The sequence below is a fragment of the Candidatus Erwinia haradaeae genome (assembly GCF_900698935.1).
Taxonomy (GTDB): Bacteria; Pseudomonadota; Gammaproteobacteria; order Enterobacterales; family Enterobacteriaceae; genus Erwinia_E; species Erwinia_E haradaeae_D.
Genome location: NZ_LR217715.1, coordinates 810,422 through 836,661 on the forward strand (window position 1 = coordinate 810,422; position 26,240 = coordinate 836,661).

17 protein-coding genes, 2 tRNA genes and 3 pseudogenes are annotated in these 26,240 nt (G+C 37.0%); 10 read left to right on the top strand and 12 right to left on the bottom strand.

What is annotated here, in order from left to right; all coding sequences use genetic code 11:
• Window positions 1-548 precede the first annotated feature (548 nt).
• The 10 genes and pseudogenes from rlmN to acpP all read left to right on the top strand — a co-directional run bounded on the left by rlmN (window position 549) and on the right by acpP (window position 12,513).
• Window positions 549-1,664: a dual-specificity RNA methyltransferase RlmN gene (gene rlmN, locus ERCIKOCA2762_RS02535; protein ID WP_157988612.1), complete on the top strand. Its 1,116-nt coding sequence runs from the start codon at window positions 549-551 to the stop codon at window positions 1,662-1,664.
• A gap of 943 nt (window positions 1,665-2,607) precedes the next feature.
• A complete protein-coding gene (gene rodZ, locus ERCIKOCA2762_RS02540) occupies window positions 2,608-3,084 on the top strand; it encodes a cytoskeleton protein RodZ (protein ID WP_157988613.1) in 477 nt (158 codons plus the stop codon).
• Window positions 3,085-3,715: 631 nt separating this feature from the next.
• The gene (gene ispG, locus ERCIKOCA2762_RS02545; protein WP_157988614.1) at window positions 3,716-4,828 is read left to right on the top strand and encodes a flavodoxin-dependent (E)-4-hydroxy-3-methylbut-2-enyl-diphosphate synthase; all 1,113 of its coding nucleotides are present in this window, start codon (window positions 3,716-3,718) and stop codon (window positions 4,826-4,828) included.
• 162 nt (window positions 4,829-4,990) lie between these two features.
• Window positions 4,991-6,277, top strand: coding sequence for a histidine--tRNA ligase (gene hisS, locus ERCIKOCA2762_RS02550; RefSeq protein ID WP_157988615.1), 1,287 nt, complete (start codon window positions 4,991-4,993; stop codon window positions 6,275-6,277).
• 1,964 nt (window positions 6,278-8,241) lie between these two features.
• A complete protein-coding gene (gene rpmF, locus ERCIKOCA2762_RS02555) occupies window positions 8,242-8,406 on the top strand; it encodes a 50S ribosomal protein L32 (protein ID WP_157988616.1) in 165 nt (54 codons plus the stop codon).
• Between the two features lie 28 nt (window positions 8,407-8,434).
• The gene (gene plsX, locus ERCIKOCA2762_RS02560; RefSeq protein ID WP_157988617.1) at window positions 8,435-9,472 is read left to right on the top strand and encodes a phosphate acyltransferase PlsX; all 1,038 of its coding nucleotides are present in this window, start codon (window positions 8,435-8,437) and stop codon (window positions 9,470-9,472) included.
• A 6-nt stretch (window positions 9,473-9,478) separates the two neighbouring features.
• Window positions 9,479-10,432: a beta-ketoacyl-ACP synthase III gene (locus tag ERCIKOCA2762_RS02565; RefSeq protein ID WP_157988618.1), complete on the top strand. Its 954-nt coding sequence runs from the start codon at window positions 9,479-9,481 to the stop codon at window positions 10,430-10,432.
• 33 nt (window positions 10,433-10,465) lie between these two features.
• Window positions 10,466-11,411 (top strand): annotated as a pseudogene (gene fabD / locus ERCIKOCA2762_RS02570) (ACP S-malonyltransferase).
• Window positions 11,408-12,142: a 3-oxoacyl-ACP reductase FabG gene (gene fabG / locus ERCIKOCA2762_RS02575; RefSeq protein WP_157988619.1), complete on the top strand. Its 735-nt coding sequence runs from the start codon at window positions 11,408-11,410 to the stop codon at window positions 12,140-12,142. The pseudogene fabD and the gene fabG overlap by 4 nt, the downstream one beginning before the upstream one ends.
• Window positions 12,143-12,282: 140 nt before the next feature.
• Complete coding sequence (gene acpP / locus ERCIKOCA2762_RS02580; protein WP_157988620.1) at window positions 12,283-12,513, top strand: acyl carrier protein; 231 nt, start codon at window positions 12,283-12,285, stop codon at window positions 12,511-12,513.
• Window positions 12,514-12,632: 119 nt separating this feature from the next.
• Here acpP and ERCIKOCA2762_RS02585 read toward each other — a convergent pair whose 3' ends face one another.
• From ERCIKOCA2762_RS02585 to secG, 12 genes and pseudogenes are all read right to left on the bottom strand, one after another.
• Complete coding sequence (locus tag ERCIKOCA2762_RS02585; protein WP_157988621.1) at window positions 12,633-14,501, bottom strand: DEAD/DEAH family ATP-dependent RNA helicase; 1,869 nt, start codon at window positions 14,499-14,501, stop codon at window positions 12,633-12,635.
• Between the two features lie 1,031 nt (window positions 14,502-15,532).
• Window positions 15,533-17,614, bottom strand: coding sequence for a polyribonucleotide nucleotidyltransferase (pnp, locus tag ERCIKOCA2762_RS02590; RefSeq protein ID WP_157988622.1), 2,082 nt, complete (start codon window positions 17,612-17,614; stop codon window positions 15,533-15,535).
• A gap of 309 nt (window positions 17,615-17,923) precedes the next feature.
• Window positions 17,924-18,193 carry a 30S ribosomal protein S15 gene (gene rpsO, locus ERCIKOCA2762_RS02595; protein WP_157988623.1) on the bottom strand — a complete coding sequence of 90 codons (270 nt, stop codon included), beginning with the start codon at window positions 18,191-18,193 and terminating at the stop codon, window positions 17,924-17,926.
• Between the two features lie 426 nt (window positions 18,194-18,619).
• Window positions 18,620-19,552 (bottom strand): tRNA pseudouridine(55) synthase TruB, encoded by a 933-nt coding sequence (gene truB, locus ERCIKOCA2762_RS02600; RefSeq protein ID WP_157988801.1) that lies wholly within the window; start codon window positions 19,550-19,552, stop codon window positions 18,620-18,622.
• 49 nt (window positions 19,553-19,601) lie between these two features.
• On the bottom strand, window positions 19,602-19,967 hold the full coding sequence (rbfA, locus tag ERCIKOCA2762_RS02605) for a 30S ribosome-binding factor RbfA (protein ID WP_157988624.1): 366 nt from the start codon (window positions 19,965-19,967) through the stop codon (window positions 19,602-19,604).
• A 183-nt stretch (window positions 19,968-20,150) separates the two neighbouring features.
• A pseudogene (gene infB / locus ERCIKOCA2762_RS02610) lies at window positions 20,151-22,331 on the bottom strand (translation initiation factor IF-2); the annotation flags it as partial.
• A gap of 252 nt (window positions 22,332-22,583) precedes the next feature.
• A pseudogene (locus ERCIKOCA2762_RS03565) lies at window positions 22,584-22,871 on the bottom strand (translation initiation factor IF-2 associated domain-containing protein); the annotation flags it as partial.
• Window positions 22,872-22,895: 24 nt separating this feature from the next.
• A complete protein-coding gene (gene nusA / locus ERCIKOCA2762_RS02615) occupies window positions 22,896-24,404 on the bottom strand; it encodes a transcription termination factor NusA (protein WP_157988626.1) in 1,509 nt (502 codons plus the stop codon).
• Between the two features lie 115 nt (window positions 24,405-24,519).
• The gene (locus ERCIKOCA2762_RS02620; RefSeq protein ID WP_157988627.1) at window positions 24,520-24,678 is read right to left on the bottom strand and encodes a hypothetical protein; all 159 of its coding nucleotides are present in this window, start codon (window positions 24,676-24,678) and stop codon (window positions 24,520-24,522) included.
• A 421-nt stretch (window positions 24,679-25,099) separates the two neighbouring features.
• Window positions 25,100-25,176 (bottom strand) — tRNA-Met (locus ERCIKOCA2762_RS02625).
• A 60-nt stretch (window positions 25,177-25,236) separates the two neighbouring features.
• A tRNA-Leu gene (locus ERCIKOCA2762_RS02630) sits at window positions 25,237-25,324 on the bottom strand.
• 112 nt (window positions 25,325-25,436) lie between these two features.
• Window positions 25,437-25,748, bottom strand: a complete 312-nt coding sequence (gene secG, locus ERCIKOCA2762_RS02635) for a preprotein translocase subunit SecG (protein WP_157988628.1) — start codon at window positions 25,746-25,748, stop codon at window positions 25,437-25,439.
• Window positions 25,749-26,240 lie beyond the last annotated feature (492 nt).

The window sequence follows — 26,240 nt, forward strand, 5'->3', positions numbered from 1 at the left end:
TTGTCTTAAAAAAGATGGTTTATGAATTGGATCACACATTAATGCACGAGCACTCACCGGCTATCTACTATTAACAAATGCGCTTACAAATAATACTAAAAACATTGGCATCTTTGCACTATAGAGTTTATTTGCCTCCATAAACTCAGTAAAGATAGAGAAAAATAATAAATAACACACCTGTTTTCTTGATGTGAAAAAACGAAGAACATATAACAGTACACAATAATCTATGTCATTAAGTATAAAACCAGTAGAATACTGCTGTGAAGTGCTGTAGATACCATTATCATCTATCGCGTTATGCTTTATAAGCATATTCTGATATGTGTAATAATCACAACTTTAGTCCATTCCATTTAGCACCTGTATTATGTATTTTAAACAACAATATAGCATGACTGTCTATTAAAATATTTTTTGTGACCCATGCTGTATACTAGATGACATAATCATCAAGATGCAAATTATCTATAAGATCTACCTTTGTGGCTATAGTAAATTATAGAGATCACTCCAACTAGTTAACATACAGTGAAACACTATTTATGCGTGAATTAACCACCACACCATTGTATCCATTATCTATTAATCTAGTTCAAAAAAAAGAAAAGATTAATCTTCTAGATCTTAGTCGTATACAAATGCGTACATTTTTTAATAATTTAGGAGAAAAATCATTTCATGCCGAGCAAGTAATGAAATGGATTTACCATGATTACTGCTGTGATTTTGATCAAATGACAAATATTAGTCGATCATTCCGCGAAAAATTAAAAACGTTTGCTGAAATCCACGCACCTGAAGTAAAAAAAGAACAAACATCCTCAGATGGTACTATTAAATGGACCATGATAGTTGGTGATCAACAAATTGAAACAGTATATATCCCAGAAAAAGACCGCGCAACACTATGTCTCTCCTCACAAGTCGGTTGTGCTGTGGCTTGTACCTTTTGCTCGACAGGACAGCAAGGGTTTAGCCGTAATTTACGTGTATCTGAAATTATCGGCCAAGCATGGCGTGCAGCACAAATTATTTGCACTACTAACAAGATAAGAAAACGTCCCTTTACTAATGTAGTTATGATGGGTATGGGTGAGCCATTATTAAATCTAACTAATGTCACCTTGGCTATCAAAACAATGCTAGATGATTATGGTTTTGGCCTATCCAAAAGACGAGTGACTTTATCGACGTCAGGTATCATTCCAGCTATAGATAAATTAGGAGATAGCCTTGATATTGCACTAGCACTTTCTCTACATGCACCTAATAATGATCTTCGTAACCAAATAATGCCTATTAATAAAAAATATAGCATCGAAGATTTATTAGCATCGGTACAGCGCTACATAAGTAAAGCTCATGCTACTAAAGGACGAGTAACAATTGAATATGTGATGTTAAATCATGTTAATGATAGTGTCAAACATGCACATCAGCTAGCCAATCTCCTCAAGCATATTCCCTGTAAAATTAATCTTATTCCATGGAATTCTTTTCCAAAAACATTATATACCCGTAGCTCGAATAATTGCATTCATCGTTTCGCTAAAATCCTCACGGAATATGGTTTTACTACTATTATTCGACAAACTCGCGGTTCTGACATTGACGCTGCGTGTGGACAATTAACCAGGGATATCATCAACCGTCATTAACATGATATAAAAAAGAAACCAACAGTGCATTCCTGACTCTGCGCCACGATAACTAATCTCTACATACCAATACTCTAACTCCATTAAAATTTTATAGTCATCATAGGAACTAGACAAATTTCATGAAGTATGGGCTTGAAGAAATCAGAGTGGTTATAATAACATACGTATATAATACGCTCCTAAGAGCGAGACAAGAACAATAAAAACAAGTATGATGTATGTAGATATGGTGTATTATTTTCCTGAATCGTGCATTTGATGGCGTTCTGTTGTGTAAGCAGCTTATCTATCAATTACATAAACTTCGTATTCTTTATCTAGCGCAAGAAGAGGATTTTAATATAGAGTATGATAATATGATATATTTACTATAGTACTCGTAATAAACACTAGGGCGTCTGCAGAATCAGAATTCTCTGAGTATGTAACTTTGTCAACAACATCAATCTACAACTACTCAGTATTCACTATAGATGACATATAATATTGACCCCCTACATAAGATTTAGCAGAATACACATTCTAACCAGGAATATAAAACAAGGCCTCATGCATTACAGTTTCACATTAATATAGATCGAGATAGTCTAGTAAATTGCTGATTTTCTTCAAATCTGATAATATATAAGAATTAAAGAATTGCTTATAGTATATCTAACGTAGATATACCGGAATAATACATGTGATGGTGAAACCTACTACATAATACTCAAATCTATATGATCATGACTCAATACAAAAGAAGCACATAAGACATAAACACAGAGTTTTGACTGCTAATACATTCTACGGTATATCTAGAATCATATGCCTACACTGAATTTATTGATCATTGTTAGCTAAAAACTCTCTCATGCACGAAAGAGGATATTTATGTTTACTGTATGTGTAAACTAATGCAAATTTTCCACTATCAATACAGTAGAAGCATTTTTCACTCATGAATACTGAAGAAACTCAAAATACATCTAATATTAATTCAACAGGGGAACGCCTGCGTGATGCTCGTGAAAATCTGGGTTTAACCCAGAAAAATATTGCCGATCGTCTCTGCCTGAAAATCTCTGTCATTCGTGATATCGAAGAAGATAACGTGCCTACCTCACTAGCATCTACCTTCCTTAGAGGTTACATTCGCTCATATGCTCGTTTAGTGCGCATTCCAGAAGAAGAACTACGATCGATGTTAGCTCAACATACGCAGATTAAAGATCCACAGGTTGCTGTCATGAAAAGTTATTCTTTAGGGAAAAATAAAAAGAAAAAAGATAGTCTTTTAGTGGCTTTCACCTGGTTTATACTATTATTTTTAATCAGCTTAACTGTAATTTGGTGGTGGCAAAGTAGTATAACGGATCAAAATCATGTGGCATTCGTGACTAATCAACATGCAGCAGTAAAAATAAATACAAATTAATTTTATATTAGATAATAATACCTTAACTAACGCATTGTGAATACTTGCAAAAGTGACATATCCACTATCTAGAAACTAAAAATAAACTCTTATCATCAATCTCACACGTGATTTACAAGATGATTTACTTTAATTTTTCCTAAATGTTATACACACGAATCAAAACAGACATTCCATTATTTCTGTACAACATATACAAATATGTTTTTTCTTATCGATGATAAATAGATACACAATGATTCTATTAAACACATTAAAATAATGCCATAGAGTACCATTAATTTACCATTCGCATGCAGCACAAGCATGCTGTATAAAGCAAGACGTGTATAAAACATCAATTTAAAATTGATCACATTTTGAAAAAAAATTTCAAAGTATTGCATTAGAATAAAGTCCTCCTGCAACGAAAAAAACTTCAGTATCACATGATCTATTAACACGAGCATCTAGCCTAGATATACACATCATCCCCATGTATGTTACTTGCTGCCAAGGGATTTTCTTCTGAGAATTCTCATTATAAAATCACTACTCAAATAACATCATATAAATTTAAGTCAGTTATTACCCCGTCTCACTTTAGGAGCCGTATAATATATATCAAGTAATCAGAAACTATGGAGCAAATATGTATCATGTAGAACCGATTATCCGTCGCCCATCGACACGTATTTATGTTGGCAAGGTGCCTATAGGTGATAATGCGCCTATTACAATTCAGTCCATGACTAACACTACTACTACGAATGTGATTGACACTGTAGCGCAAATCAAATATCTAGAGCGTCTTGGTGTCGATATCGTACGAGTCTCAGTACCTACCATGGAGGCCGCAGAAGCTATTCGCTATATCAAAAAACAAGTACAAGTTCCACTAGTAGCAGATATTCACTTTGACTATCGTATTGCTTTAAAAGTTGCTGAATATGGAGTTGATTGCCTGCGCATTAATCCAGGCAATATTGGAAACCCATCTCGTATTCGTGCGGTTGTGGATTGTGCACGACATTATAATATCCCAATTCGTATTGGAGTAAACAGTGGGTCTTTGGAAAAAGACCTACAAGAAAAGTATAAAGAACCTAGCCCACAAGCATTACTAGACTCAGCTTTACGTCATATTGACCATTTAAACAAACTTAACTTTGATTCGTTTAAAGTTAGTGTTAAGGCATCTGATATCTTTATTGCTATGGAATCCTATCGTCTCTTAGCAAAACAAATCCACCAACCACTACATTTAGGAATCACAGAAGCGGGAAATGCACGGGCAGGAGCAGTAAAATCAGCAATTGCAATCGGTTTACTGCTATTAGAAGGCATTGGCGATACATTGCGAATCTCGCTCGCAGCTCACCCCACAGAAGAGGTAAAAGTTGGTTTTGATATTCTTCATGCATTACGTATTCGATCAAGGGGTATTAATTTCATTGCCTGCCCAACATGTTCACGTCAAGAATTTGATGTTATCGGTACAATTAATGTATTAGAACAGAGACTAGAGGATATTATTACCCCTATGAATATTGCCGTAATTGGATGCATGGTAAATGGACCAGGCGAGGCCAAGATTGCAGATCTTGCTGTTACAGGCAGAAAGAAAAGCAGTGGTTTATATGAGGATGGTATTCAGTTACCAGATCGTCTAGATAACAACCTCATTATTGATCAACTTGAGGCACGTATTCGTACTAAAGTTAAATCTCTGGATGACTCGCTTCCTATGAATACCAAAAAATAAGATTCGGATAAAAAATTTATCTACCTTATTTACATCAAGTGGTATATTAGAGAATAAAAAACATCATGCTATTAAGATATAATCTTTATATTTTGTACTAACTGATCATAATCTCTCACTAAGCCTACTTTTCGACCATTTACTGACCAGGGAATGTACATAGTGACGAAAAAAATTCAAGCTGTGCGTGGTATGCATGATTGTCTACCGTTAGATGCATCTATGTATCAATATGTAGAAACTAGAATAATACAGGTATTATCTAGCTATGGCTTCAGTGAAATTCGCCTCCCTGTAGTCGAAGCAACACCCTTGTTTACACATGCCATAGGTGACATGACTGATGTAGTGGAAAAGGAAATGTATACTTTCAAAGATCGTCGTGGAATGAGCGTCACACTACGACCAGAGGGAACCGCAGGTTGTGTGCGTGCCGGAATTGAAAATGGACTGCTATACAACCAAGAACAACGTCTATGGTATATGGGTCCCATGTTCCGTTATGAACGGCCACAAAAAGGCCGTTATCGACAATTTCACCAAATTGGCGCTGAAGTATTTGGTTTACAGGGTCCAGATATTGACGCAGACTTAATAATCATGACTGCTAAATTCTGGAAGGTATTAGGTATTTCTGACTACATACATCTAGAATTAAACTCTATTGGGTCAATTGCAACACGAAAAAATTATCACCATACGCTAATAGCTCTACTTGAGGACAACGTACAAATATTAGACGCGGACTGCAAACGTCGCATGTATGCTAATCCTCTAAGGGTTTTAGATAGTAAAAATCCTGACATGCAAGCATTATTTGATACAATATCACCAATTGGGCACTATTTAGACGATAAATCACACGAACATTTCAACGAACTATGTCAATTACTAGATCTAGCTGGTATTTCTTACCGTGTCAACCAACGTTTGGTGCGTGGTCTGGACTACTATAATGGCACGGTCTTTGAATGGATCACAGATAGCCTAGGGGCTCAAGGTTCAATCTGCGCGGGTGGTCGGTATGATACATTAGTCGGATTACTTGGCGGACGAAATACGCCAGGCATTGGATTTGCTATTGGCCTAGAACGCCTCGTTCTTTTAGTCCAAAAAGTACTCCCAGAAATAACAGTACCTCAGAGTATAGATCTCTATCTTATTGCGTCAGGTCAAGGCACAGAGCGCGCTATGTTTCTGCTTTCTGAAACTATACGTAATGCATTTCCAGATTTAAAAATAATGAGAAATTTTGGCGGTGGAAGCTTTAAAAAACAATTTTCTCGGGCAAATAAATACAGAGCACGTTTAGCCATAGTGCTTGGTGAATACGAAATTAATCATAATCAATGTATTATTAAAGACTTATGTAAGGGTACGCAGCAAACAGTATCGCTGTCTCAGATATCTTTCTTAATCCGCATGCTATCCAATATTTTACAAACGTAAAAATATTCATCGCACGGATTTTATATCATCTACATAGACAGAATGACATTACACAATGTATTTTTACAAAGTACAATTGCACTTAAATGAAAATCACTAAAAGAAAGCGCCAAACTCATCAATAATTATTCGAAAATGACTAAAAGGATCCTATAAAAAATATACTGCACACACACTATAGATCTGATACACATATTTTGAATTTAATTACAATACCATTCTCATTTTAATTTGTTGCAGAAAATAATTCTGATTAAAGTTCAAGTAGTGTTTATGCTAATAATGTACAGCGTGAAAAAAACAGTATACATTATGCTTACGTAGATAAAAAATCTTAGTTCTCTTCCTTGTTTTTTGGATGCCTGTATTATACAGATATATTAAGAAAACTCTTATCTATAATTTTTAGCAGTATGAAAATGATTACAGATAATAAAAATATTCTATCTGATGTATGTATAAAACACGCTGTCATAAATCAGAGGAATCGAGCATCGAGATCGCTCGCCTGCTTTAATAACACATATATGGCTTATTTCATCAATAACTACCTGATCTCACTAACCACCTCCACTAGTGCATATCCTATAGAGGATCAAAAATACGTGATCTCTATTCCTTAATACACAACTTATGTTATACACTGAATATACAAATCTTTTTTGATTGCCCTTGATCACGATAAATATTATTTTAACATCTGATTAACTCTCACCACACCACCCTAAAGAGCAAAAGACATTAGAAGAACTGGGATTCTCATATCAGTATTTTAGGTCCCAGCCTACAAGGTAATGGATTAAATAGTATAGATTGTAGAGTAGTATAAGTTATACAGGTAATTTTAGAAGCAGTGAACGTATTATCTTTTATACAATGTGATGATGAATGAAGATCGATATGATCACTTCGCTCATAAAAACATATAAGTTGGGTGGTTTGCAAACTTTTACATAATACCCCAGTACGATATTTTGATTAATGACTACAGCCACCATACACTCATAAATAGATAAATCATTCTATTAAGGTATATGGATCATCTCACTCCAACTTCAAAAGCAAACACGCATCTTGCATATAAGGATTAATTGTTAAAATAGACTTGTTTTCAGTTCTTAAAATGCAAATATGCTATGATTTTTCTCCTTATTTATATTTCATCTCTCTATATCTGTGATAACATATGAATTTATGAAAAATATAATTACTCATTATATTATGATCTCATGGCATATAAACCTTGATTATAGAAAAACTAACCTTATGTACTATCCCTTCACAATCTTAATTAAAACATGCCTTATGTGAAACTCGAAATATAATTGATATGCTACAATCTTTTCAAAACCACATAATAACTAAATAAATCCAGAAGTATGCTCTTCTCACAATATGAAGATAAACAATAAATATAGTAAATAGACTATAAGATTTCACTGGAGACTTATTTATCATCTTATTGTGATAAATCCGTTGATTTTTGTAAATGAAAATTCTTACACATATTGAGTAAGTAATGAAAAATGACTACACTTGCTGCCATAGAAATCCAAAAACATAATGTGTTATACTGATATCTGAGGAGAAACAGATTGCAATCGCAGCTGTTTGATAAACGTATTACGTTAGATGTATACAATATATATTGGATAATAAATATATGTATAGGTCATACATATATGATTCTTAAAGGTATTTAGTGCTACTGATGCAGATTGCAATTATACATATTATAATTATTTCAAATAACTGACAATAATCAGAGCTCATTTAGCATAGACTGTGTCGATAGCATATATCCAGAATAATCGAAAATTTTTTATTCGCACTAGCGATAAAATATCAAGCTGGCTCATGTAGTATTGAAATTATTAAATCTACGATGGTATACCAAATAAAATTAGATAACATAGCCATGCTATATATTCATTAGCTCAACTGCAAATCTAGGAGACAGTTCTATGGCTGTACAACAAAACAAACCAACGCGTTCAACACGAGGCATGCGTCGTTCGCACGATTTTTTGACTATACCAAAACTTTCTATGGATAAAATATCCGGTGAAATCCATCGTCGACACCATATTACTGCAGATGGTTACTACCGCGGAAAAAAAATTATCTGAAATTAATTATGCTCTCTTTTAATCTATTTTGAATCATTTAACTGTAGCAATAGATGCCATGGGTGGAGATTTTGGTCCTCGCATTACAGTGCCTGCATCATTACAAGCCCTCGCGTCTAACCCACATCTACATATTCTACTAGTGGGCGATCCTCATCCCATTTTGTCGTTACTCTCTCATACAGATAACATGTTACAAAAGCGCTTAAAAATTATTGGTGTTGACTCGATCGTGCCTCACCATAATACAAACAAACCTATATTACAAAAAAAACGTAGTAGTTCTATGCGAAAAACACTAGAACAAGTCCAAATAGGAAAAGCGTGCGCATGTGTTAGTGCTGGTAATACAAGTGAAATGGTGAGGTTAGCAAAATTATTATTAAAACCACTGAGTGGTATTCAACGCCCCGCATTAATGACCATGTTGCCAAATCAACAAAAAAGAAAAACTGTTTTTCTCGACATAGGGGCTAATATTCATGCAGATACTGCTTTATTAGTACAATTTGCTGTAATGGGCTCCATCGTAGCTAAAGATCTTCTTGGTATTAGCTACCCACGTGTGGCTCTCATAAATATTGGTACAGAGATTAATAAAGGCTCGAAATCCATTCAAGAGGCTGCAAAGATGTTGAAAAAATCTATATCAATTAATTTTGTGGGATATTTAGAAGCCAATGATCTTCTTAGTGGGAACACAGATGTCCTAATTTGTGATGGCTTTGTAGGAAATATTACGTTAAAAACTATGGAAGGTGTACTAAAAATGCTTCTATCAAACTTCCAGCCACTGAAAACCGCAAAAGAAAAAAATTGGGGACACCGCTTGTTAACACGCTTTTTTCATAAGTATTTAACAATAAAATTCTCTGAGCTTCATCCTGACCAGTATAATGGCGCCTGCCTACTAGGTTTTCACAATACAGTGATTAAAAGCCATGGTTCTGCGAACCAGCGCGCGTTTATCGCAGCCATTCAACAAGCAGAGCAGGCCGTTCGTCAGGAAACTCCTGAAAGAATTTCTGCATGTTTAAAAGGTGTATTATTACCAAAGAGTGACTGAGCGTACATGTATACAAAGATTATCGGTACAGGCAGTTATTTGCCACAACAAATACGGACCAATGCAGATCTTGAAAAAATGGTGGATACATCAGACGAGTGGATTCAAGCTCGCACTGGTATCTGTGAGAGACGCATTGCATGCCTTCATGAAAATGTAGCTACTATGGGTTTTCAAGCTGCTAGTCGTGCATTGGAAATGTCTGGCATTCGCAATAATGATATTAATTTAATCATTGTTGCTACTACCTCTTCTAGTCATGCTTTTCCTAGCTCAGCTTGCATGATCCAGAAAATGCTAGAGATTAATGATGCTGCATCGTTTGATCTAGCAGCAGCCTGCTCTGGATTTACTTATGCATTAAGTGTCGCTGATCAGTATATTAAAAACAATGCGGTCAAGTATGCACTGGTCATTGGCGCTGACGTATTATCGCGTATGTTAGATCCAAAGGATCGAGGTACGCTTATTTTATTCGGAGACGGTGCTGGCGCTGTAGTGTTAGGATCTAGTACAGAAGAAGGGATCATTTCCACACATCTTCATGCAGATGGACAATATGGCCCTTTATTAACTTTACCTAATCAAAACCCCCAGCATATTCAAAATCCTGCTTATATTAATATGGCTGGATATGAAGTTTTTAAAGTAGCTGTTACTAAACTTGCGAATATTGTAACTGAAACCTTACAGGTTAACAATCTTGTCTGTTCTGATATAGACTGGCTAATACCGCATCAAGCTAATCTACGCATTATTAATGCGACCGCTTGTAAATTAGGATTAGATATGGATAAGGTAATTATTACTCTTCATCGTCATGGTAATACCTCTGCAGCTTCTGTGCCCTCCGCACTAGATGAGGCAGTACGCGATCAGCGTATCCAACGCGGTCAACTACTTCTTCTCGAAGCATTTGGTAGTGGATTTACTTGGGGTTCAGCTCTCATACGATTCTAGTTATCAAGAATTATCATTAATAGGACAATCACGATGAAATTTGGAATGGTCTTTCCGGGACAGGGCTCGCAATCCGTAGGAATGCTAGCCCATTTAGCGAAAGCAAATAAAATAGTAGAAGACACCTTTTATGAAGCTTCAGAAGTGTTAGGATATAACCTATGGAATTTAGTAAAAAAAGGTGCCATCGAAGAGTTGAATAAAACACGGCGTGCTCAACCAGCTATACTAGCCGCTTCTGTGTCTATTTTCCGTATTTGGCAGCAACACAGCAAAAATATGCCAACAATATTGGCTGGGCATAGCTTAGGTGAGTATAGCGCTTTAGTTTGTGCAGAAGTGATATCATTTTCTGACGCTATTAAACTCGTGGATTTACGTGGCAAGCTTATGCAAGAGGCTGTACCCTGAAAAAGAAGGTGCTATGCAGGTCATTGTTGGTTTGGATGCTTCAGTGATAGAAAAAGTCTGCAATGAATCTTCTCATGGCCAGATTGTGTCTCCTGTAATTTTTAACGCGCCTCATCAAGTAGTTATTGCTGGGCATAAAGCCGCTGTCGAACGCACCAGCATCGCTTGTAAAATAGCTGGAGCAAAATGCACGCTGACACTACCGATTAGCATCCCGTCTCACTGCACTCTCATGAGGTCTGCGGCAGATAAACTAGAGATAGTACTAAAAGAAATACCGTTTCACGCCCCAGTATATAACATAGTTAATAATGTGGACGTGATGATTGAAACCTCAGAGCATGCAATACGTAGTGCTCTCATTCGTCAAATGTACCAACCCGTACGCTGGGAAGAAAGCATTAAGTGCATCGCAGATCAGGGAATAAACTTATTACTAGAAGTTGGCCCAGGAAAAACTCTACAAGGTTTAACAAAGCGAATTTTGTCTACTCTAAAAGCAGTCTCAATAAATGATCCAGCTACTCTAGATGCAGCATTAAAACAGTCACGAGGATACACAATATGAATTTCGAAGGTAAGATTGCCATGGTAACGGGTGCCAGCCGAGGCATCGGACGTGCTATAACAGAAACTTTGGCAGCGCGCGGAGCTAAAGTATTAGGTACCGCCACTAATCAAAATGGTGTAGATACTATTAGTCAATACTTGGGTGCACATGGTAAGGGCTTACTATTAAACGTAACGATGGCATCTTCTATTGAAGGAGTTTTAGAAAAAATTCGCAATGATTTTGGAGCAATAGATATCTTAGTAAACAATGCAGGGATCACACGTGATCATCTACTTATGCGTATGCAATATGATGAATGGTATGATGTACTAAACACAAATCTAACCTCTGTATTTCGTTTATCTCAAGCAGTAGTACGCTCAATGATTAAAAAAAGAACCGGACGTATTATTACTATTGGTTCTGTAATAGGCACTATGGGTAATATCGGTCAAAGTAATTACGCGGCAGCAAAGGCTGGTTTAATTGGCTTTAGTAAATCATTGGCACGAGAAATAGCCTCTCGTGGTATCACTGTTAATATTGTCTCTCCGGGTTTTATTGATACTGATATGACGCGCTCTCTAAGCGATAAGAAACGAGCAGATATAATAGCTGAAATTCCTATAGGTCGCTTTGGAAAAGCGCAGGACATTGCTAATACTGTTGCGTTTTTGGCCTCTGATGAAGCTTCTTATATCACTGGAGAAACACTAAATGTTAATGGTGGAATGTTAATGGTCTAATATAGTGGTGTCACTAATATCAAATATTACAAAAAATGAAATATTACCTTAACTCATCTAAATTTAGTTGCATCTTTTTTAACATTTTATAAACTATAAAAACCATCGCATAAGCGAGTTTGGATAGGAAATGGAGCTATATGAGTACTATAGAAGAACGCGTTAAGAAAATTATTAGCGAGCAACTCGGCGTAAAACAAGAAGAAGTCATTAATGTTGCCTCTTTTGTAGAAGACCTAGGTGCAGATTCTTTAGATACAGTGGAACTAGTAATGGCTTTGGAGGAAGAATTTGATACTGAAATCCCAGATGAAGAAGCTGAAAAAATTACTACTGTTCAAGCTGCTATTGATTATATTAATTCACGCTAAAAATCTCTAGTTTATACCAGAGACCCCTCAGGCGATTACATTTTACCGCCTGAGTTTTCACTCAAAATATTTTGATAACAGTGCTGTAACAAGGATAATTACTTGAAGTAACAGCAATCTTATGTTTCCCGTCGACGTGATATACCCTTCCCTTCATTTAGCCCCCCAAAACGACGCTCATTCTTACGCTCATAAAGATGTCGACTACTACCATTACTACTACTATCAGTCGTTACTGAAAACCTATTATATGGAACCGCAGTTCCTGATTGACGCTCAGAACTGCGAGTTTTATTACGAGTAATATACCGCGACTGCGCATCCCCAATTAATTTTATATTAATAGGTTTGTTTAAAATATATGTTCGAGAAACGTACTGTAATACAGTATGTGATATATCCTTAGGTAACTCAATAGTAGCGTGCGTACTAAATAATTTGATATGGCCAATATCACGACTACTAATTTCTCCTTCATTCACAATTGCGCCGACAATATGACGTACTTCAACACCATCCTCTCGTCCTACATCCAAGCGATATAATTGCATCTCACGAGCGTCCTTACGCTCACGACTAAAGCGCTCTACATCACGAGTAGCTTTATCTACGTATTCGCCGCGACGATCATTACGATCTCTATATTCACGACGTAAACGATATTTTGGTGGATCCATTGGAATGATTAAAGGACGTTCACCTTGTGCCATTTTTAGTAATGCTGCAGCTAGAATGTCAATATCAATTAGGTCTGTTGGCTGTATTTTAGGTAGAAGCATGCGATAACTTTCTAAATCACCGCTCTCTAGCTGTTGTTTTACTTTTGTAGAAAAGTTTTCTAAGCGACGCTGTGCAAGAAGTTGACTATTCGGCAGTTCAATCTCAGGAATATGTAATTTCATATTGCGTTCAATATTACGTAATAGACGACGTTCACGATTCTCAACAAATAGAATAGCGCGACCTGCGCGACCTGCGCGACCAGTGCGTCCAATACGGTGTACATAAGATTCTACATCCATTGGAATGTCATAGTTAATCACCAGACTAATTCTCTCAACATCTAAACCCCGTGCAGCAACATCAGTAGCAATAAGTATGTCTAAGCGTCCATCCTTTAAACGCTCTAGTGTCTGCTCGCGCAATGCTTGGTTCATGTCACCATTCAGTGCAGCACTATTATAACCAGTAATTTCCAGCGCTTCTGCTACTTCTAATGTCGCACTCTTAGTACGCACAAAAATAATCACAGCATCAAAGTCTTCAGATTCTAAAAAACGGGTTAATGCATCCGTTTTCCGACCATACACAGCCCAATAACTCTGATTAATATCAGGGCGTGTAGTAACGCTTGATTGAATACGTATTTCTTGCGGATCTTTCATAAAACGTTTAGTAATACGACGAATAGCTTCTGGCATTGTAGCAGAGAACAATGCGGTTTGATGACTGTCTGGGATTTGTGACATGATGATTTCTACATCTTCAATAAATCCCATACGAAGCATTTCATCCGCCTCATCTAATACCAGGCCACGTAAATTAGAAAGATTTAATGTTCCGCGTTTTAAATGGTCTAGTAAACGCCCTGGCGTTCCGACGACAACTTGTGGACCCTGTCGCAAAGCACGTAACTGCACATCATAACGTTGTCCCCCATAGATTGCCACAACATGAAGACCTTTCATGTTTTTAGAGAATTCTGCCATTGCTTCTGAAACCTGAACAGCTAACTCACGCGTAGGTGCTAGTACTAAAATTTGAGGAACTTTTAATGTTAAACTAATATTATGGATGAGTGGTAATGCAAACGCTGCCGTTTTCCCGCTACCAGTTTGTGCCATCCCCAATACATCTCGACCAGCTAATAAATGAGGGATACATTCAGATTGAATCGGCGATGGCTTCACATAACCCATAGCATTTAAAGACTTAAGAAGGTCCTCTTTAAGACCAAGAGAAGAAAAAGTAGTATAAATATTAGTCATGTAGTACATATGCCTCTTAACTTGCATTGGCCAGTCTACATAACTCGTCGTGAAAATAGTTAATTATTTTCATGAAAAATCATCAACCGGCTGAAATTAGTAGTTTTTATAAACTGAAACCCTCATCCATCAAATACTAATTGCCCAAAATTGTGGGAAAGAAATCGCATGCAATGATGACTCATGATGTTCGTTATGTATTAATAAAACGTTCTTGCGTCTACTTAATGTCGTACCCACTAGATTAATAAATATCTGTAATCAATACAGTAATTCACATCATTACAACCTTTAAGATCAAAAACGTTTCGTAAGAGTCTTTGCGTTTCCTTATAGTATAGGACGAATTCTTATAACATAGAATCTGGTATAATTTAGCTGTGCTAAATATTAAAAATAACTGCTTGTATTAGTGAATACTAATTAATACTTAATTATATTTACTTCTTTATTTCTATCAACGATAGATCTGATATAAACTATATAACCTGACACGTTTTTGTTCAATTTAAAAAAGAATGGTAATGGGACCTATCTTAATCAAATACGCCACAAGCATCTACATACTAATTTTTAGTTATCACGAATATTGCATATAACTAAAGACCTTAGAATATTGTTCGGTAAACAGCAGGTACTATAAAGGCCTCCAATACACCCCAGTAAGATTTAGTCGCACATTCTACATAGATATATGCGATGCACTGATGCTTTTTATATATATAAAAAGTGTATAACAACTATGCATAAAAGGCGACATTAGAAGTATTTTGCACGCTGTTACTCATGCAAGTAGAATGAGAAGATATTATCTTCGTCATATAGCTAAATTAGACATTATGTGTGCGTTATAATACATTAGCTCGTAACTGAGTGAGTAATTTATAATAAGTTCTCTCCATCCTAAATCTCAGGTCTAAAACGATAACGCTACGCATAATCTAACATCCTTGTTCTAGTCATAAAACATTCAAATTGACTAAGATGACACATCTGTATTTTTTTAAAAAATTATCTTTCTTAGTGAATAATTATACAGCCTCTTTCATACTTAAACGTACACGACCTTGTCGATCTACTTCTAGTACTTTCACTAAAATTTCCTGCCCTACTGTTAAATAGTCAGCCACTTTATCAATCCGTTTATCAGCAATTTGTGAAATATGTACTAAACCCTCTTTGCTACTACTGATAGCGACGAAAGCACCGAAATCAACAATGCGCGTCACTTTCCCATTATACATACGACCTACAATGATTTCTGCAGTAATCTCTTCAATACGGCGTATAGCATATTTAGCCTTATCGTCATTATTCGCAGCAATTTTAATTGTACCATCATCTTTAATTTCAATGCTAGTACCTGTTTCTTCGGTTAATGCCCGAATAACTGAACCCCCTTTACCGATTAGATCTTTAATTTTATCAATATTAATCTGTATAGTATGCATACGGGGGGCAAATTGAGATAAATGACAACGAGGTCTACTAAGAGCTTGATCCATTACACTCAGAATATGTAAGCGCGCACCCTTAGCTTGACTCAAAGCTATGCTCATAATCTCACAGGTAATACCTGCAGTCTTAATATCCATTTGTAATGCAGTAATACCTTCTCGACTACCTGCTACTTTAAAATCCATGTCACCCAAGTGATCCTCGTCTCCTAAAATATCAGAGAGTACTACAAAATTTGTATTATCTTTTACTAAACCCATCGCAATACCAGCTACTGCAGATTTAATGGGTACACCTGCATCCATCAATGCTAATGAAGCACCACACACAGAAGCCATAGAAGATGAACCATTTGACTCAGTTATTTCAGACACAATACGTACTGTATATGGAAAAGAATCACCGGGTGGCATGACAGAAAGCACACCGCGCTTAGCTAAGCGACCATGACCAATTTCACGACGTTTAGGCGAACCAACCATACCAATTTCACCTACAGAATATGGCGGGAAATTGTAATGGAAAAGAAAGTTATCGGTACGTTCCCCCATTAGCTCATCAAGATTCTGTGCATCACGGGCAGTTCCTAATGTAGCAGTCACCAATGCTTGAGTCTCACCGCGTGTAAATAATGCTGAACCATGCGTACGTGGTAGTATCCCTGTACGTATATCTAAAGCGCGAATCATGTCTTTTTCACGACCATCAATACGTGGTTCACCGCGTAAAATACGACTGCGGACTATATTTTTTTCTATTGAATGTATGAAATCACTAATCATATCAGGATCTAACGCATGATTGTCTTCTAGTATTGTGGTAATAATTTCAGATCTAATTAAATTAACCTGCGATAACCTTTCTTGTTTCGAAGTGATATAATATGCTTCCATTAAACGAGATTGAGATAAATTAGTTATATGCAGTCGTAATGCATCATTTAGTGTTTCTGGCTTCCAATCCCAACGTTTTTTCCCAGCTAAGGTCGCTAATATATTGATATTATCAATGACAATTTGCTGTTGATCATGCCCAAACACTATCGCACCTAGCATCTGATCTTCACTTAGTAACTCAGCTTCAGACTCTACCATCAATACGGATCTTTTTGTGCCCGCAACTACTAGATCCAGTTTACTCTCTTTCATTACGTCACTAGTTGGGTTTAAAACATATTGATTATTTACATAACCAACACGCGCCGCCCCAAAAGGTCCACTGCATGGTAATCCAGAGAGCGCTAATGCAGACGAAACCCCAATCATTGCCACAACATCTGGATTAACTTGTGGATTAATAGAAACTACAGTCGCAATCACTTGTACTTCATTAAAAAATCTTTCTGGAAAAAGTGGTCGAATAGGTCGATCAATTAAGCGCGAAGTAAGCATTTCATTTTCATTTGGACGCCCCTCACGCCGAAAAAAGCTACCTGGAATCCTACCAGCAGAATACGTACGTTCCTGATAGTTCACAGTCAAAGGAAAGAAATTTTGACTTGATTTTGCTGTTTTATGGGCCACTACAGTTACAAAAACTGTCGTATCGTCCATACTAATCATAACAGCTGCCGTGGCTTGACGCGCTATTATCCCAGTTTCAATTGAAATCATATGCTGGCCATACTGGAATTTATGTACAATCGGGGTGAGCAAAATTAGTTCCTTAATGTTAAACCTGGGAGATGTTTACTGTTTTATTAAACATGTTTGAATTCCTCATAATATCTATTCTTTTTTTTGAGAATAACGCATCTAAATTATTACCTCATAAATCTCAGCCCCTAAATTTACCATCTCGCGTACCTTTAACACTAATAACTATATTCAACAGTGACAATGTGGATGATTATGGTACATAATTCTATGGATTTTTTTCTAAAGTATGCTTATCCCTCTGATGTAGATCAATGAAAACTATCCATGCAACAATTACACTATAACGCATCACAATAATATCTCTTACTAGCGGCGTAAACCCAATCTGTCAATTAAATTAGTATAACGTGCCATCTTTTTATGCTTAAGATAATCTAATAGTTTACGACGTTGTGATACCATACGCAGTAGACCACGTCGACTGTGATGGTCTTTTGTGTGTATAGAGAAATGACCTTGTAAATCATTAATTTGTGCAGTTAAAAGAGCTACCTGAACTTCTGTTAACCCACTATCATTCGAATGACGACCAAAATCAGAAATAATTTGTGCTTTTGTTGTATTATTTAAAGACATTACATAACTCCCATTTTTCAGATCATTCATTTACAGATGCGTGTTAATGATATGGACACTTCACAGTGCAGTAAATTACCTCAAAATAGATGATAATTAGTTAGAATGGATAATCTATGAGATTACACTATAATATTAAATTTGTAACATTGCAGTATGACAGTTCTTTTGATACACCTATCTTATTCATATCCCTAACTATTCATTGATTTCTATAAATTCAGATTTATTTGTACAAAACGAGACATTCTCTATGCATATTCTCATTTATTGTTCATACGTGTTCGTATATTCGTAATTACTGCTAAATAGTAAAACAAACAAAGGTGATTAAATCTATTAAAACCCATCAATTGTATATCTAACGTACTTATAGTTTTCATTGTTTTACAATGATTAATTACAAATACAATCTCTCAGAAAAAACTAAATAACCACCCTTTTTGGTTTTAACAATCCATTATCAGTCACTTCTGCTATGCCAATAAACTTACTATCTTCACCTTCGGTTACACGCACGAGCCCACTCACTGATCCACCAGCTAATCGTAATGGTCGACCTTGTTTAAAGTACTTAGCGAACATATTCTGCAAATTAACTGAAGGGTATCCAGATACCGGGCTATCTATAGGCATCAGCAGTGAATCAATATAAGTATATGGCATCACCCCAAGGTCTTTTTCCTGATTAGCAAGCGCTAGAAGAGACTCTAAAGTAATCATTTTTTCTCTTGGATAGTCAGACACCTGTAACCGGCGTAAACAAATCACATGAGCGCCACAGCCTAATTTTTCACCCAGATCATCCACAATTGTACGAACATATGTCCCCTTGGAAACACGCATCTCTAATTCTAGTTCATTTCCCTCATATCGTATACATCGTAACGTATACACCACCACTCTCCGAGATTCACGCGGTACATGCACGCCTTCTCGTGCATATTCGTACATCTTCCTTCCCTGATATTTAATAGCTGAATACATTGATGGAATTTGCTGTATTTCCCCACGAAAACTTTCTAAGACTGCCTCTAGTTTCTTAATTGAGAATTTTACTAAACGTGTACTCAGTAATATACCGCCTGCATCTGATGTATTTGTTCTCTGACCAAGGCGAGCAATTACGTGATATTCCTTATCAGAATTCAAAATATACTGTGAAAATTTCGTTGCTTCCCCAAAACAAATAGGCAACATGCCTGTGGCTAGTGGATCTAAGGTGCCAGTATGACCTGCACGATTAGCTCGATATAAATATTTCACTTTCTGTACTGCCTGATGAGAAGAATAGCCAAGAGCCTTGTCAAGCAATAACACGCCATGAACACTTCTCCAACGATGAGTCATGATTTTCATAAACGTACAAAATATAATTTTTGTTGTTCCTTGTGCCATAATACGATGTTTATTGATCACTTTTAATAATATTCGTAACTAATCGAGAAATGCGCATCCCTTCTAAGAAAGAGTTATCATGATAAAACCTAAGCTTTGGTGTAATACGCAAACGCATTGTCTGACTCAGTAAAGTTCGTATATAGCCAGCTGCGCTAGACAAAATACGTAAGCTCTCAATTCTCGCCATCTCATCCTGATCATTGAGAAATGTAACAAATACTTTTGCGTAAGACAAATCCCGAGAAAGCATGATACTCGACACAGTGACTATCTTATCTAAACGCGGATCATGCATCTCGGATTGTACAATGATTGCTATCTCTTTTTTCATCACCTGTGAAATACGTTGTAGGCGATTACATGCTTTTGCCATAAAATGGTTATCTCCATATAATAATTTAGACGGTCAAAAGCAACCTTTTGCTATGTATTATTGAAGTTAAAAATTGCACTAACTGCCTGTAGTCTACTACTGTAGATTCAAAAACCCACCACAGTAAATAACACATCAACTAATTACCCCAAGAAATATATGCTAATTATGTATATTAAGATGTTAAGCAAGCGTACGCTGAATCTCATGAACTTCAAATACCTCAATGATATCGCCTATACGGACATCATTATAATTTTTAACACCAATACCACATTCTAAACCATTACGCACTTCACTAACATCTTCTTTAAACCGACGAAGAGACTCTAGCGCACCTTCATAAATGACTATATTCTCACGCAATACTCGGATTGGATTATGACGCTTAATAGTACCTTCGATTACCATACAACCAGCAATAGCGCTAAATCGAGGAGATTTAAATACATCACGTACTTCTGCTAATCCTATGATCTGTTGTCTATATTCAGGAACAAGCATACCATTCATAGCTAATTTAACTTCATCAATCAAATGATAAATTACAGAATAATAACGTAGATCTAAATTTTCTGTATCGATAATACGTCTTGCTGAAGAATCAGCGCGTACGTTAAAACCAACTAAAATAGCGTTTGATGCTGCTGCTAACGTAGCATCAGTTTCAGTGATACCACCTACACCGGAACCAACCATTTTCACTTGTAATGCCTTACTAGATAGTTTAATCAATGCTTCTGAAATAGCTTCCACTGAACCTTGGACATCAGCCTTGAGCACAATATTCATCTCGGAAACTTTACCTTCCATGATATTATCAAACATTTTTTCTAATTTTACTTTCTGCTGTCTGGCTAATTTTACCTCACGACATTTACCCTGGCGATATAGAGCCACTTCACGTGCTTTTTTTTCGTCACGTACTACTGTTACTGTATCACCAGCAATCGGTATACCAGACATTCCAAGAATTGCAACAGGGATCGACGGTCCTGCAGTACAGACTTCTCGACCAGATTCATCGCGCATTGCTCGAATTCGACCATACTCGAAACCACATAACACAATATCGCCTTTTTTAAGCATACCTTCACGTACTAGAACAGTGGCTACTGGACCTCGCCCTTTATCTAAAAACGATTCAATAACTACCCCGCCTGCCATGCCATGACGTACTGCAGTAAGCTCTAATACTTCTGCTTGTAATAAAATAGCTTTTAGAAGCTCGTCAATCCCACTACCAATCTTAGCAGAAACATTAATAAATATGTTCTCCCCCCCCCATTCCTCTGGAATAATTCCATATTGCATTAATTCTTTTTTCACACGTTCTGGATTAGCTTCTGGCTTATCACATTTATTTACTGCGACTAACACAGGCACATTGGCTGCTTTAGCATGTTGAATAGCTTCGATAGTCTGGGGCATCACACCATCATCTGCAGCTACTACTAAGATTACAATATCAGTGACTTCTGCACCGCGGGCGCGCATAGCAGTAAATGCAGCATGGCCTGGTGTATCTAAAAAGGTTATCATACCATTGACAGTTTCTACATGATACGCACCGATATGTTGAGTAATTCCGCCTGCCTCGCCACGTGCTACCTTTGTAGATCGAATGTAGTCTAATAATGATGTTTTTCCATGATCTACATGACCCATAATGGTGACAACTGGTGCGCGAGATTCTAAAATTAAGTCCGTATCACGATCACGCATCAATTCTGCTTCGAGCGCATTCTCATGACGTAACGTCACCTTGTGACCCATATCTTCTGCTACCAATTGGGCAGTGTCCTGGTCAATAATCTGATTAATCGTTGCCATGGCACCTAACTTCATCATAGCTTTAATGACTTGTGAACCCTTGACGGCCATCTTATTCGCTAATTCTGATACAGTAATAGTTTCACCAATTACTACGTCTCGATTAATCACTTGAATTGGTTTGTTAAAGCTCTGGTGCAAAGAACTTGGTCTGCGTTTTCCACTCTTGCCACCACGTACCTGTGCACGTGCTTCTTCACGATCAGTTTTCGCTTCAGAGTGTTTATTACCTTTTTTGCGTACCTGAACTTTAGTAATACGTATGGCACGATTACGACGATCGCTCTCAACCTGAGCATCATTTTCATCTTCTGCGGCGCGTGCATGGGTTGAAGTGGTAATATGATAGTCATTAGGATCTTCCACATCTTTCACGACTTCCGTCCATTCAGCGCCTTTTTCTTCCGCCATCTGACGTGCAGCTTCCGCTACGCGCTTGGCTTCTTTTTCAATCTTGCGACATATTTCTTCTTCAGATTTGCGTTTTAATTCAGCTGATTTCGCTATTCGACGGGCTTTGTCTGACTGCGAGGTTCGTAATATCTCCTCCGCGGCCTTCTGACTCATGCTGTCTTTTTTCACCACTTTAGCATGAACTATTTGCTCTTTCTCAGATTTGATCATGCTTGCAGGTGGCTGTTTTATATTCTGATGAACTCTATTCTGAATATTATCCTCAGTCTTATGAGAAGATAACCCTGTCACTATATGCGTTTCCTGCTCTACTACTTTTCCCTCTGCAGAACCAGATACTATATCTGCATGCACGGAGTCAGATAGAATCCCTTTAATATATGTACGTTTTTTACGTACTTCAATTTGCACCGATTTACTTTTTCCTCCGGTACCAAGAATACTAAGAGTACTACGTGTCTTACGTTGTAACGTTAACTTACTAGATCTGCTACCCCGATCACGGTTCAAGTAGGCTAGTAAAATCTCTTTTTCATTCTGACTCACCACGTCTGTCGCAGACTTACGTATGCCTGCAGCAGCAAATTGCTGTACTAGGCGCTCCGTTGGTATCTCAATTTCTGTGGCCAACGATTTTATAGTTACATCTTTTATCATGCTGTTCCTTCCTGCTACCATTGATTACGCGTCGGAACCGAACCAACATATATTGCGTGCGGCCATAATTAACTCGCCAGCCCGCAACTCATCGGTTAATCCATCAATATCTGATAGATCGTCCACACCTTGCTCGGCAAGATCTTCTAAGTTACACACTCCTTTTTCTGCTAATTTAAAGGCTGTCTCCCTATCTAATCCAACTAAGTTCAATAAGTCTTCAGAAGGTTTATTGGTATTGCAACCCCCTGTGCTAGAAAGTGCTAAGTTAGTTAATGCTATATTGGCTTGGTTACGCAACTTTTCTGCTTTTTCTGTATCCATACCACGGATGGATAGTATCTCATGGATTGGTACGTACGCCAACTCTTCTAAGGAAGAGAAACCCTCGTCTACCAGAGTAGCGGCTAAGCTTTTATCAACGTCGAGATATTTAGTAAATATATTAATAGCAGCGTATAATTCCGCCTTATTCTTAGCCTGCAAGTCTTCAATCTTCATAACATTTAGACCCCATCCACTGAGCTGAGACGCAAGACGTACGTTTTGTCCATTACGGCCGATAGCCTGGGCTAAATTACCAGCTTCTACAGCAATATCCATCGTATGACTATCCTCATCTACAATGATCGAAGAAACATCTGCAGGCGCCATAGCATTAATAACAAATTGTGCAGGATTATCATCCCAAAGTATGATGTCAATACGCTCGCCACATAATTCACTAGATACTGCTTGAACGCGCGCACCTCGCATGCCTACACAAGCACCAACTGGATCAATGCGTTTGTCGTTTGTTTTTACAGCAATCTTAGCGCGTGATCCTGGATCACGGACAGCAACTTTAATTTCCAGTACCTCTTCAGCAATTTCTGGTACCTCAATACGAAAGAGTTCGATAAGCATTTCAGGTCGAGAGCGACTAACAAATAACTGCGCACCGCGTGCTTCAGGACGAATAGCGTATAAAACGCCTCGTATGCGATCACCTACACGAAAATTTTCCCTGGGGAGCATATCTTCACGAAGTACTACTGCTTCCGCAACAACATTAGAGTCGTTGTTTAAACGCACCTCAAGTGTAATATTATCACGAGTCACTTTTTTCACTATACTAGTAATAATCTTACCTTCTTGTTCACGAAATTGAGCAATCATCATAGCACGCTCTGCTTCACGTACTTTCTGTACTATCACCTGTTTTGCGGTCTGAGTCGTAATGCGATCAAAAGTCACAGATGCTATTTGATCCTCCACAAACTCACCTACAGATACAGAGCTATTATCATATCGTGCTGCGGCCAGCGTAATTTCACAGGTAGGCTGAGTTACGTTTTCCACAATTAACCAACGACGAAATGTCTTACAAGAACCGCTTTTACGATCAATGCTGACGCGTACATCAATTTCCTGTTCATGTTTTTTCTTGGTGGCCGTAGCCAGCGCGCTCTCTAACGCTTCGAAAATCTTCTCACGTGGAAGTGATTTCTCATTTGAAACCGCCTCGACAACCGCTAAGATTTCTTTATTCATGCTAGCATGCCTCAATCTGTACTTTTAAAAGTGGGGAACCACGTTTTCTTTCTAGATGTTACTTAATGCGCATACTTTATGGTTACTCTTCACAAAAATAATCGTAATATTACTGTTAAGTAACTGCTTGTTGCCTTGCTGTTACTTGGAATTTGAGATCGCTATAAAAAACACTGGTCAGATTTACATTCATTAACGCATATATAATTCCAGATGCAAGATAAGGAGCTACAAGCTGCCATAAAGAACCGCATCCATTACAAACGCAGATCATTGCATACTCCTGTGTTACCACCATGCTCTTGATTTTTATTTTAAATACAATCTGGATAAACCAGACATGCATATGCTCATCTCACGCTCAAAATAACATTTCAATTTTAAATTCACACTTAAACGTAATAACAAATAAAATAACTGGTACTAAGAATAACTATGCCCGCAATGTTATATACTGTTTTAAAATCATCATACGAATACTTTTAAATCTCAAGATATAAAAAAAAGGGCTTCTAGCCCAATCATCCTGCTATTTTAATAACAAAAAACCCCGAAATCTTTCGAGGTTTATTTCATATGAACGCTTGTAACCCGTGAACAGTAATTCCGCGCCGCTGAAAAGTCCTTTTACAACTGTGTTTTATACATTCTGTGTACAAAAACTATTTTTTAAATGGCTGTTATATCATCTATGGTGGTTGCGGGAGTCGGATTTGAACCAACGACCTTCGGGTTATGAGCCCGACGAGCTACCAAACTGCTCCATCCCGCTTTTTTATTATACGCATTACCTGTACGAATTAGCAAGTAAAAAGCAAGTAAAACTTTAATTTGGTACCGAGGACGGGACTTGAACCCGCAAGCCCATGATGGGCACTACCACCTCAAGGTAGCGTGTCTACCAATTCCACCACCACGGCAATCAAAAAATCACTCACTTCTGACATTTACTTACATACAAATAAAATTTATATCGTTTTTTGTCAAATCAGCAACATGTAGATACAATCTACCAAAACGTATTTTCATTCTTTAAGAGCGTACATTATTTGGAACATGGACCGATGGCACATCCACTCGATGAAGTTCCTGCACCTTTTCTCTTGAAGTTTTATGACTATTAAGGTTACCTATTATTAGACTTAATAGAAAAAACAAAATTGATAACAGTGGAATCATGCGAAGAGTAACAAAATTATTTGCTCCATACGAACCGAATAGTGTGCTAGACGCACCAGAACTAAATGACGCCCCCATAATCGATCCTTTGCCTTGCTGTAGTAAAATAATACTAATTAAACTTGTAGCTACAATTAAAAAAACTATTAAAACGGTAGTGTACATTCTTGCCCATCTTTTTGATGCCCTTCAGTTTTATACAGCGTATACTGAATAATTTTATATACTGCGAAAAATATATACATTTGCTTTCGTATGAATCATCACTTAATTTTAAACTATTTTAAACTATTTTAAACTCATCTTTTTTCTTTCGCATAAATGGTATCACACATTTTAAGAAACTGCAATCCTATTCTACGTAAGCATAAGTATTATATTCATAATATTAGACACTATTTATAGTACTGAGAAGATGATAGGATCTGCTCATTCTGCATGTACATTATGCACTCTTTGAGACTCTGATCTGATACTTTTAATAAAACATCCTTATTATGACATACCTCTCTAAGTATACTGCGCAAATTTTTATAGGTACAATACGATTGTTATGTTCATGACAATATTATGTATCCAATGATGCTTTGGCATATAGCATCTAAATTCCAATCATAGCTATCAGCGCTACGCTAACAATATTTTATTATGTCTCAT